The organism is Actinomadura sp. NPDC000600 (genome assembly GCF_040492135.1).
Taxonomy (GTDB): domain Bacteria; phylum Actinomycetota; class Actinomycetes; order Streptosporangiales; family Streptosporangiaceae; genus Spirillospora.
This window is the reverse complement of sequence record NZ_JBEUPD010000031.1, coordinates 15,000-23,476: the sequence shown is the minus strand read 5'-3', so window position 1 is coordinate 23,476 and position 8,477 is coordinate 15,000. Positions and strand designations below refer to the sequence as shown.

The 8,477-nt window shown below is 71.1% G+C and carries 9 protein-coding genes; 4 read left to right on the top strand and 5 right to left on the bottom strand.

What is annotated here, in order from left to right; genetic code table 11:
- Nucleotides 1-264 precede the first annotated feature (264 nt).
- The gene (locus ABWI07_RS33405; protein WP_353821003.1) at nucleotides 265-1,806 is read right to left on the bottom strand and encodes an amino acid adenylation domain-containing protein; all 1,542 of its coding nucleotides are present in this window, start codon (nucleotides 1,804-1,806) and stop codon (nucleotides 265-267) included.
- A gap of 237 nt (nucleotides 1,807-2,043) precedes the next feature.
- Between ABWI07_RS33405 and sbnA the strand changes: the two genes are divergently transcribed.
- Together sbnA and sbnB are read left to right on the top strand one after the other, a co-directional pair.
- Entirely contained in the window at nucleotides 2,044-3,009 is a 966-nt protein-coding gene (gene sbnA, locus ABWI07_RS33400; protein ID WP_149263618.1) for a 2,3-diaminopropionate biosynthesis protein SbnA, read from the top strand.
- A gap of 28 nt (nucleotides 3,010-3,037) precedes the next feature.
- On the top strand, nucleotides 3,038-4,063 hold the full coding sequence (gene sbnB / locus ABWI07_RS33395; protein WP_353821002.1) for a 2,3-diaminopropionate biosynthesis protein SbnB: 1,026 nt from the start codon (nucleotides 3,038-3,040) through the stop codon (nucleotides 4,061-4,063).
- Here sbnB and ABWI07_RS33390 read toward each other — a convergent pair.
- Together ABWI07_RS33390 and ABWI07_RS33385 are read right to left on the bottom strand one after the other, a co-directional pair.
- Complete coding sequence (locus ABWI07_RS33390) at nucleotides 4,054-4,347, bottom strand: MmyB family transcriptional regulator (RefSeq protein ID WP_353821032.1); 294 nt, start codon at nucleotides 4,345-4,347, stop codon at nucleotides 4,054-4,056. The genes sbnB and ABWI07_RS33390 overlap by 10 nt on opposite strands.
- Nucleotides 4,348-4,427: 80 nt before the next feature.
- Complete coding sequence (locus ABWI07_RS33385) at nucleotides 4,428-5,660, bottom strand: MFS transporter (RefSeq protein ID WP_353821001.1); 1,233 nt, start codon at nucleotides 5,658-5,660, stop codon at nucleotides 4,428-4,430.
- 170 nt (nucleotides 5,661-5,830) lie between these two features.
- Here ABWI07_RS33385 and ABWI07_RS33380 point away from each other — a divergent pair, with 170 nt between their 5' ends.
- Nucleotides 5,831-6,298 carry a MarR family winged helix-turn-helix transcriptional regulator gene (locus ABWI07_RS33380; protein ID WP_353821000.1) on the top strand — a complete coding sequence of 156 codons (468 nt, stop codon included), beginning with the start codon at nucleotides 5,831-5,833 and terminating at the stop codon, nucleotides 6,296-6,298.
- A gap of 137 nt (nucleotides 6,299-6,435) precedes the next feature.
- Here the strand turns inward: ABWI07_RS33380 and ABWI07_RS33375 are convergent, their stop codons facing one another.
- Entirely contained in the window at nucleotides 6,436-7,350 is a 915-nt protein-coding gene (locus ABWI07_RS33375; protein WP_353820999.1) for an NADP-dependent oxidoreductase, read from the bottom strand.
- 96 nt (nucleotides 7,351-7,446) lie between these two features.
- A complete protein-coding gene (locus ABWI07_RS33370) occupies nucleotides 7,447-8,040 on the bottom strand; it encodes a Uma2 family endonuclease (RefSeq protein ID WP_353820998.1) in 594 nt (197 codons plus the stop codon).
- Between the two features lie 146 nt (nucleotides 8,041-8,186).
- Between ABWI07_RS33370 and ABWI07_RS33365 the strand changes: the two genes are divergently transcribed.
- Nucleotides 8,187-8,429: a Rossmann-fold NAD(P)-binding domain-containing protein gene (locus ABWI07_RS33365; RefSeq protein WP_149263623.1), complete on the top strand. Its 243-nt coding sequence runs from the start codon at nucleotides 8,187-8,189 to the stop codon at nucleotides 8,427-8,429.
- The last annotated feature ends 48 nt before the right edge of the window (nucleotides 8,430-8,477 follow it).

Genomic DNA, 8,477 nt, shown 5'->3' with positions numbered 1-8,477 from the left:
AATACGGAGCGCCGCCGCTTTGCGCCCTTGCCCGTCTTCCGCCCGCGTCCCACGATCTACTCAGGAGTAGCGGGGTCACAGTCAACCAGCCGGTCACATGCCTCGCAATCCCCTCAAAAGCAGAAGTTGCACCGCCCCATTGCTAACAGGAGTGACAAAACCATCGGCTGTCAGGGCGACTGCGACGGCCGGACGCTCGCGGGGCGACAAAGGTTGGCAACCGAATCCGGCCAATGCGATCACGCTCGGTGAACGGCGGTCGCGCTACCTGGACGGGTACTCGTGCACCACCACCGCGGCGGCCCGCACCCCCGGGTGGCGCTGCAGCACCGCCTCGATCTCGCCCAGCTCCATCCGCACCCCGGCGATCTTGACCTGCCGGTCGACGCGCCCCAGGTACTGCAGGGTGGGGCGGTCCTCGCCGCCCGCGCCGGGCGGCAGCAGCCGCACCGCGTCGCCCGTCCGGTAGAGGCGCCCGGTCGGGGACGCGCCGAACGGGTCCCGGTAGAACGCCTCGCGGGTCCGCTCGTCGTCGCCGAGGTAGCCGCGGCCGACCACCACGCCGCCGACGAACAGCTCTCCGGCCTCGCCGACGTCGCACGCCGACCAGGTGTCGTCCGTGCCGCCGTCCTCGTCCGACCGCAGCACGTACAGGCGCGCGTTGACGACCGGCGTGCCGATCGGCAGGCGGAGAAGGTCCAGGTCACCGGCGGTCACGGTGTGGTGGGTGACGTCGTCGGAGCACTCGGTCGGGCCGTAGGCGTTCAGCAGCCGGGCGTGCGGCGCCGCCTCCAGCCAGCGGCGGGCCAGCTCGGCCGGCAGCTCCTCGCCGGTGGCGATCATCCAGCGCAGGCCCGCCAGCGGGCGCCGCCCCCCGGCCGCGGGCGAGCCCGCCAGGTCGTCCAGCAGGTGCCTGACCATGGTCGGGACGAGCTCGACGACCGTGATGCCCTGCGCGTCCACCGCGCGGGCGAACGCGACCGGGTCGTGGCCGGTCTCGTCGCCGACCACGTCCACCCGGCCGCCGATCAGCAGCGGGCAGAGCATCTGCCAGATCGAGATGTCGAAGCCCAGCGGGGCGGTGAACGCGACCACGTCCGCGCCGGTCAGCTCCAGGTCGATGATCTTCGCCCAGAGGTGGTTGAGCATGCCCTGGTGCTCGACGACCGCGCCCTTGGGCCGGCCCGTCGAACCCGAGGTGAACAGCACGTATCGCGGCTGGTCCGGCGCGCTCAGCCGCGGCTCGCCCGGCCAGGGGGCGAAGCCGTCCGCCCGGGACGCGGCGACGACGCGGCACCCCGCCTCGGCCGCCCCCTCCAGCAGCGCCGGCGCGCTCTGTTCTGGCGTGTCCACAGTGACCAGCACAGAAGCGCCCGCCTGGTCGAGGACGTCGCGGACGCGTCCGGCGGGCCAGGTCTCGTCGGCCGGGACGTAGAGGGCCCCGACCAGCTCGATCGCGAGGAACGCGGCGATGACGCCCGCGCAGCGCCCGCCGCCCACGCCGACGACCTCGCCGGGGCGGACCCCCTCGTCCTCCAGCAGCGCGGCCAGGCGGCGCGCCTCGGCGGCCAGCTCGGCGTAGGAGAGCGAGCGGTGCTCGTCGGCGACGGCGGGGCGGTCGCGCTCGGCGGCGATTCGCTCCACCCGCGTGATGACCGGGTCGGCGAGGTCGACGTCCCGCTCGCGGAGCATCCCGAGCCGCGCGGCCAGCTCGCGGGCGCGCTCCGCCTGCGCGGCGGGCACGTCCAGCGCGGGCAGCCCGGCCAGGGGCAGCAGCCGGTCCACGGCGGGTCCGCGAGCACTCATCATTACTCTCCGTGTTGTAGAACTTCTCCGCTGTAACAGCGGAACAAAGCGGCCGCCATAGCCTAAGTCCGGCCCGGCAGAAGCACCACGCATTCTGCCCTACCGGCGGGTAATCAGGGGGTTGCGGCAGCAAGATGCCCGAAGGTACCGTGATGCTCCGCCATGGCTCTGGCGTGAAGCCCGCGGCGAACTTCGGGGGAAGACGAGGGAATTGCTTCTTCATTTCAGGGTGGCAGCGTGCCGATAATAACCTCGCCGCAGGAATTCAATGTCGACGACCTTTACGTCGATCTTCGGCATGTCATTGACCGCCCGCTCTACCTTAAATGCGAGGGCTTCAACTTCGCCGGTTCGGTGAAGCTCAAGGCGGCCGCGGCGATGGTGGAGGCGGCCGAGCGGGACGGCGCGCTGACCCCGGACTCGATCATCGTGGAGTCCTCCTCGGGCAACCTCGGGATCGCGCTCAGCCTGATCGCCGCGAGCCGCGGCCTGCGTTTCGTGTGCGTCACCGACCCGCGCTGCAACCCGGCGTCGATGCGGGTCATGCGGGCGCTCGGCGCGGAGGTCCGCGTCGTGTCCGACCGGGACGCCAACGGCGGCTACCTCGGCGGGCGCATCGCCTACGTCCGCAACCTGTGCGCGTCCGGCGACGAGTACGTCTGGCTGAACCAGTACGCCAACCGGAACAACTGGCTGGCGCACTACCGCGGCACCGCCCCGGCGATCGACCGCGAGTTCCCTGACCTGGAGGTCCTGTTCGTCGGCGCCGGGACGACCGGCACCCTGATGGGCTGCGCCCGCTACTTCCGCGAGCACGGCCGCCCCGTCACGATCGTGGCGGTGGACGCGGTCGGCTCGGTCACCTTCGGCGGCATCCCCGAGCGGCGGATGGTGCCGGGCCTCGGCACCAGCAGCAAGCCGGCGCTGGTGGACGAGTCGTTCATCGATGACGTCGTGCACGTCCCCGAGACCGACACGATCCGGACCGTCCACGCGCTCGCCGCACGCGGGTTCCTGTTCGGCGGCTCCACCGGGACCGTCGTGTCGGGCGCCTCCCGCTGGCTGGAGGCCAAGTACCCCGGCGAGGACCCCGTGGCGGTCGCCATCGCCCCCGACCTCGGCGAACGCTACCTCGATTCCATCTACGAGGACGACTGGGTGCGCGAGCACTTCGGCGACCCGGCCGCCATCCTCGGCGACTGATCATCTACAGAAAGACGGAGTTCTCCCCATGACGCAGGCCCCCACGTTCGCCGTCGTCTCCGGCGCCCAGGTCCACGAGGCGGTCGCCGGGCGCGAGGCGGAGGTCACCCGGATGGTCGAGGCGGCCTACCGGCTGCACGGCGAGGGCCTGACCGTCAACCCCGACTCCTACTTCCTGCGCTTCCCGGACCGCCCGTCCGACCGGATCATCGCCCTGCCCGCGTCCGTCAAGGGCGAGGTCGGGGTGCACGGCATCAAGTGGATCTCCAGCTTCCCCGGCAACGTCGCGAACGGCATCCCGCGCGCGTCGGCCGTGCTGATCCTCAACGACGCGGAGACGGGCTACCCGTTCGCGTGCCTGGAGAGCTCCATCATCTCCGCGGCCCGCACCGCCGCGTCCGCCGCGCTGGCCGCCGCGGCCCTCGCCGACCGCCGCGGCGCCCGCCCCCGCCGGGTCGGCTTCGTCGGGGTCGGCCTCATCGCCCGGTACATCCACACCTACCTGGCGGGCAACGGCTTCACCTTCGACGAGCTCGGCGTCCACGACCTGTCGCGCGAGCACGCCGAGGGCTTCCAGGGCTACCTGGAGCGCACCGAGAAGGGCGAGATCACGATCCACGACTCGCCCGAGTCGCTGATCCGCTCGTCCGACCTGGTCGTCTTCGCGACCGTCGCCGGGGAGCCGCACGTCACCGACCCGGACTGGTTCGCGCACAACCCCCTCGTCCTGCACGTGTCGCTGCGCGACCTCTCCCCCGAGATCATCCTGGCGTCCTACAACGTCGTGGACGACGTCGAGCACTGCATGAAGGCCAACACGTCCCCGCACCTGGCCGAGCAGCGGGTCGGCAACCGCGACTTCGTCGCCGGGACCCTGTACGACGTCCTGACGGAGAAGACGACCCCGCCCGCCGACAAGCCGGTGGTCTTCTCACCGTTCGGCCTGGGCGTCCTGGACCTGGCCGTGGCGAAGTACGTCTACGACCAGGTCGCGTCGTCGGGCGCGCTGAACACCGTGCCGGACTTCTTCCACGAGATGAAGCGCTACGGCTGACGCCCGGTCGCTGCGAGCGACCCGAGGAGGGCGAGCGCATCGGCGCTCTCCGAGCCGGGCTCGGCGTGGTAGACGACGAGCTCCTGCCCCGGGCTCGACCGCACGTCGAACGTCTGCATGGTCAGCGTCAGCGGCCCGACGTGCCGGTGCCCGAAGCGCTTGCGCTCCAGCGCCTTCCCGCGCGCGTCGTGCCGCCCCCACAGCTCGGCGAACTCGGGGCTGCGCTCCAGCAGTTCGGCGAGCACCTGCCGCACGCGGGGGTCGCCCGACGCCTCCAGCTTCATCACCGGCGCTCTCATCGCCGTGGACGGAGGCTGGACCGCCCAGTGATCGAAGGCCGGGTCGGTGCGGCGGAGGTGCGGGGTCAGGAGCGGGCAGGTTCCGGTGCGGCGGCAGTGGCGCCGTGTTCGGCGGGCGCGGGGCTCGTCGGCGCGGAGGCCGCGCTGGTGCGGGCCTGGCGCACTTCGAGCCGCCGTGAGATGACGGCCAGCACCAGAGCGCCGGCGGCCAGGACGGCCCCGACGGCGTTGGGCGCCGTGTAGCCGAGGCCTGCGGAGATCACCAGGCCGCCGAGCCAGGCGGACAGGGCGTTGCCCAGGTTGAAGGCGCCGATGTTGGCCGCGGAGGCGAGCGTGGGCGCGCCGTGGGCGTGGTCCAGGACGCGCTTCTGCAGCGGTGGGACGGTGGCGAAGCCGAGAAGCCCGATGAGGAAGACCGCCACGACGGACGCGGCCTTTCCGGAGGCCAGGAAGGTGAACAGCAGCAGGACCAGCGCCAGGCCCCCCAGGGCGGTGTAGAGCATCGGCATGAGCTTGCGGTCCGCGAAGCGGCCGCCGATGAGGTTCCCGGCCACCATGCCCAGCCCGAAGACCACCAGCAGCCAGGTGACGGAGGACTCCGCGAAGCCGCCGACCTCGGTCATCATCGGCGCGATGTAGGTGATCGCGGCGAACACTCCTCCGAAGCCGAGGACCGTCATGGCCATGGCCAGGACGACCTGGGGCTTCCTGAGGGCGGCCACCTCGTGCCGCAGCCGTACCCCCTCCGGCTTGGGGACGTCCGGCACCAGCTTGGCGACGCCGCCCAGGCCGATCACGCCGAGGGCGGCGACGATCAGGAAGGTCACGCGCCAGCCGGCGGTCTGCCCCACGAAGGTGCCGAGGGGCACGCCGACGACGTTGGCCACGGTCAGGCCGGTGAACATCATGGAGATGGCGCCGGCCTTCTTCTCCGGCGCGACGAGCTGGGCGGCGACGACGGAGCCGATGCCGAAGAAGGCGCCGTGGGCCAGCGATGCCACCACCCGGCCGATCAGCATGACGGCGAAGGCCGGCGCGGCGGCGGAGATGAGGTTGCCGAGGATGAACAGGCCCATGAGCAGCATGAGCATGGTCTTGCGGGAGATCCTGGTGCCGAGGACGGTCATGATCGGTGCGCCGATCACGACGCCGAGGGCGTAGCCGGTGACCAGGAGGCCGGCCGTCGGCACGGACACGCCGAGGTCCGCGCCGACCTGGGGCAGCAGCCCCATGATCACGAATTCCGTGGTGCCGATTCCGAAGGCCCCGATGGCCAGGGCCAGCAGCGCGAGCGGCATGGTGGCGGTCCTCTCGACGTTCCGGGCAAGGTTGTGCAAGCGCTCTACCGGCGTTGACAATATTTGCATACGCGGACTATTGGCAAACGCGGGTATAGTGAGGTCCGCAACACGGCGGCAGGCGCACCGCCGACGCGTCCGCTCGCACGGCCCGACCGAGGGAGCCGCTCATGACCGCCACCGACCCGGCGATGACCGCACTGGCGCACGGCTGGTCGGCCCTCTCGCTGCTGCACGGACGCATCGAGAGCAGGGTCGAACGCGCGCTCCAGGCCCGGCACCGGTTGAGCGCACGCGAGTACTCACTGCTGGACGTGCTGAGCCGCCAGCACGACGGCGAGGGCGGGCACCTGCAGATGCGGCAGGTCGCCGACTCGGTCGTCCTCAGCCAGAGCGCCACCACGCGGCTGGTGACCCGGCTGGAGGACCGCGGGCTGCTCTCCCGCTACCTGTGCCCCACCGACCGGCGCGGCATCTACACCGACGTCACCGAGGCCGGCCTGCGCCTGCTGGAGGAGGCCCGCCCCACCCACAACACCGCTCTGCGCGAGGCCCTCGACGAGGCCGCCACCGACCCCGCGCTCGCGCCGCTGGTCCACGCCGTCCTGCAATTGCAGGACGGCGCCCTGCCCGCATGACCTGTCACCCGGGCGGCCATCTCAGCGAGAACCCCCGATGAGGCGCCCCGCCGCCGCGAGGAAGCTCTGGCGGGCTGCATCGATCAGCAGCAGCGGCGGGGCCCGTGCCGGGAAGCCGCGCGGGCCCCTCGCCGAGATCAGATCTCCAGTACGACCTTGCCCGGGATGCCGTTCCGCTTGGCCTGGAACGCCTCGCGCGTCCGTGCCAGGGGATAGACGGCCCCGACGTGGTTTCGCAGGCCTCCCGATTCGGCCCGCTTCGCCAGTTCGGTGAGCTGCTCGCGGTTGGGCTCGACGATGAAGAAGAGGGCGCGCCCGCCCTCCGGCTCGACCGGGGGCGGCGCGGTGATCGAGACCAGCGCGCCGCCCGGCTTCACCCTGCCCGCCGACCGGGCGAGGAGGTCCCCGCCGATCGTGTCGAAGACCAGGTCGACCGGCTCGACGGCGTCCTCGAAGCGCTGCCGTTCCAGGTCGACGAAGGTGTGCGCGCCCATCTCGATCGCGAGGTCGGCCGCCCGGCCGCGTCCCGTGGCGATGACCTGCGCTCCGGCCTGCCGGGCCAGCTGGACGGCCAGCGCGCCGGTGCCGCCCCCGCCACCGTGGACGACCACCGTCTGCCCGGATTCCAGGCCGCCGTGGACGAAGAGCCCCTGCCAGCAGGTCAGCCCGGACAGCGGCAGCGCCGCGGCCTCGGTGTAGGTCAGCGACTCGGGCATGAGGGCGAGGTTGCGGGCTTCGACCGCGACGTACTCGGCCGCCGCCCCGTCGCGGTGCCAGTCGGCCAGACCGAAGACGCGGTCGCCCACGGCCAGCCCGGCGGTGCCGTAGCGGACCTCGCTGACCACCCCGGCGACGTCGTGCGCGGGGATGGACGGCGTCCGGTCGCGCCCGGCCCGGTCGACCCACGTGCCGGGCCAGTCCAACTCGTCCGGGACGAACCCGGCGGCGTGCACCCGAACCACGACATCGCCCGTGGCCGGACTCGGCATCGGCGCGTCCTCGAACACCAGCCCGTCACTACCGCCGGGCTTGTGGATGCGTACAGCTTTCATGGGTGTCCCCTCCACCTTCGCGTTTTCCCCAGGGAGACGACGCACCACCAGCCCTTGTGACAGCCGGACGCACCACCGCGGAGCCGTGCCGAGACCTCAACCGAACTCGGAGGTGTCCAGATCGATGTCGAAGGGCTCCGGCAGCGGCATCGTCTTGCCGAACGGCACCTGATCGATGTGCCCGTAGTCCTCGCCGTCCGGCCCGCTGAACAGGCTCACCTTCTGTTCGTCGCGGTCTACCAGCAGGTAGAACGGAACTCCCGCCCGTGCGTAACCGGTCCGCTTCGCCTCTCGATCCCGTCTCGGCTTGGCGGAGGTCACCTCGACCACCATGACGATCGCGCCATCAGCCTCTACGGGCATCCATGAGGCGGCCCCCTGGAACGGGTCCTTCTCGATAGATATGAACGTGATGTCCGGGATCACGCGGTTGTCCGGTTGCCCCTCGACACCGGGAACCGTGAGGCCCTTGTTGCCGGAACACTCGAACTCGGTGGCGCTGTACCGGATGACTTGGCGGATGATCTTGCCAATGCATCGCTCGTGGTCGCCAAGGGGGGGTGGGGTCACGACGATCTCTCCGTCGATCAGCTCGGCTCGGAAGCCCTCCGGGGTGTCGAGGGCGAGGAAACCTTCCAGGACGACGTCAGCGTCATCGCGCGACAGAGGCTCTTGAACCATCACAGTCATGCCCTGCTCCTTTCCTCGCGAGCGAGTCTATAAGCAGAGCGCCACCTTTCGCATACAGAACGTAGTTGCCGAGCTTTCCAATCCCAGCGTACGGTGCCGCACCCCGCGCGGGACTTAGAACGAGTGCGAGTGGGCACGGTGTGTCTATGGATGAGCGAGATGTTCCGCGTGGGGACGTGCAGGAGCTGTCGGACTTCGAGCTGGCCGTGTACGAGACCGTGGCGGAGATCGACAAGGAGGGAGGCGCGGCCGACTTCGAGACGATCGGCGCGCTCGTCGACGCGCCCGAGGAGGACCTGTGGGCCGCGCTCGGGCACCTCGTGTCGATCAACCACCTGCATTCGACGAGCAAGGGGTACGTGCTCGGGCCGCACGACTGGGCGCCCTGACCGTCCCGGTGGCCGGGAAGGCCTGGAAGCGGACGCCGGGCGTACGGC

Coding starts and splice junctions, on each gene's coding strand:
- ABWI07_RS33405 (WP_353821003.1), bottom strand. CDS start 1,806: ATGAGTGCTCGCGGACCCGCCGTGGACCGGCTGCTGCCCCTGGCCGGG.
- sbnB (WP_353821002.1), top strand. CDS start 3,038: ATGACGCAGGCCCCCACGTTCGCCGTCGTCTCCGGCGCCCAGGTCCAC.
- ABWI07_RS33390 (WP_353821032.1), bottom strand. CDS start 4,347: ATGAAGCTGGAGGCGTCGGGCGACCCCCGCGTGCGGCAGGTGCTCGCC.
- ABWI07_RS33385 (WP_353821001.1), bottom strand. CDS start 5,660: ATGCCGCTCGCGCTGCTGGCCCTGGCCATCGGGGCCTTCGGAATCGGC.
- ABWI07_RS33380 (WP_353821000.1), top strand. CDS start 5,831: ATGACCGCCACCGACCCGGCGATGACCGCACTGGCGCACGGCTGGTCG.
- ABWI07_RS33375 (WP_353820999.1), bottom strand. CDS start 7,350: ATGAAAGCTGTACGCATCCACAAGCCCGGCGGTAGTGACGGGCTGGTG.
- ABWI07_RS33370 (WP_353820998.1), bottom strand. CDS start 8,040: ATGACTGTGATGGTTCAAGAGCCTCTGTCGCGCGATGACGCTGACGTC.
- ABWI07_RS33365 (WP_149263623.1), top strand. CDS start 8,187: ATGGATGAGCGAGATGTTCCGCGTGGGGACGTGCAGGAGCTGTCGGAC.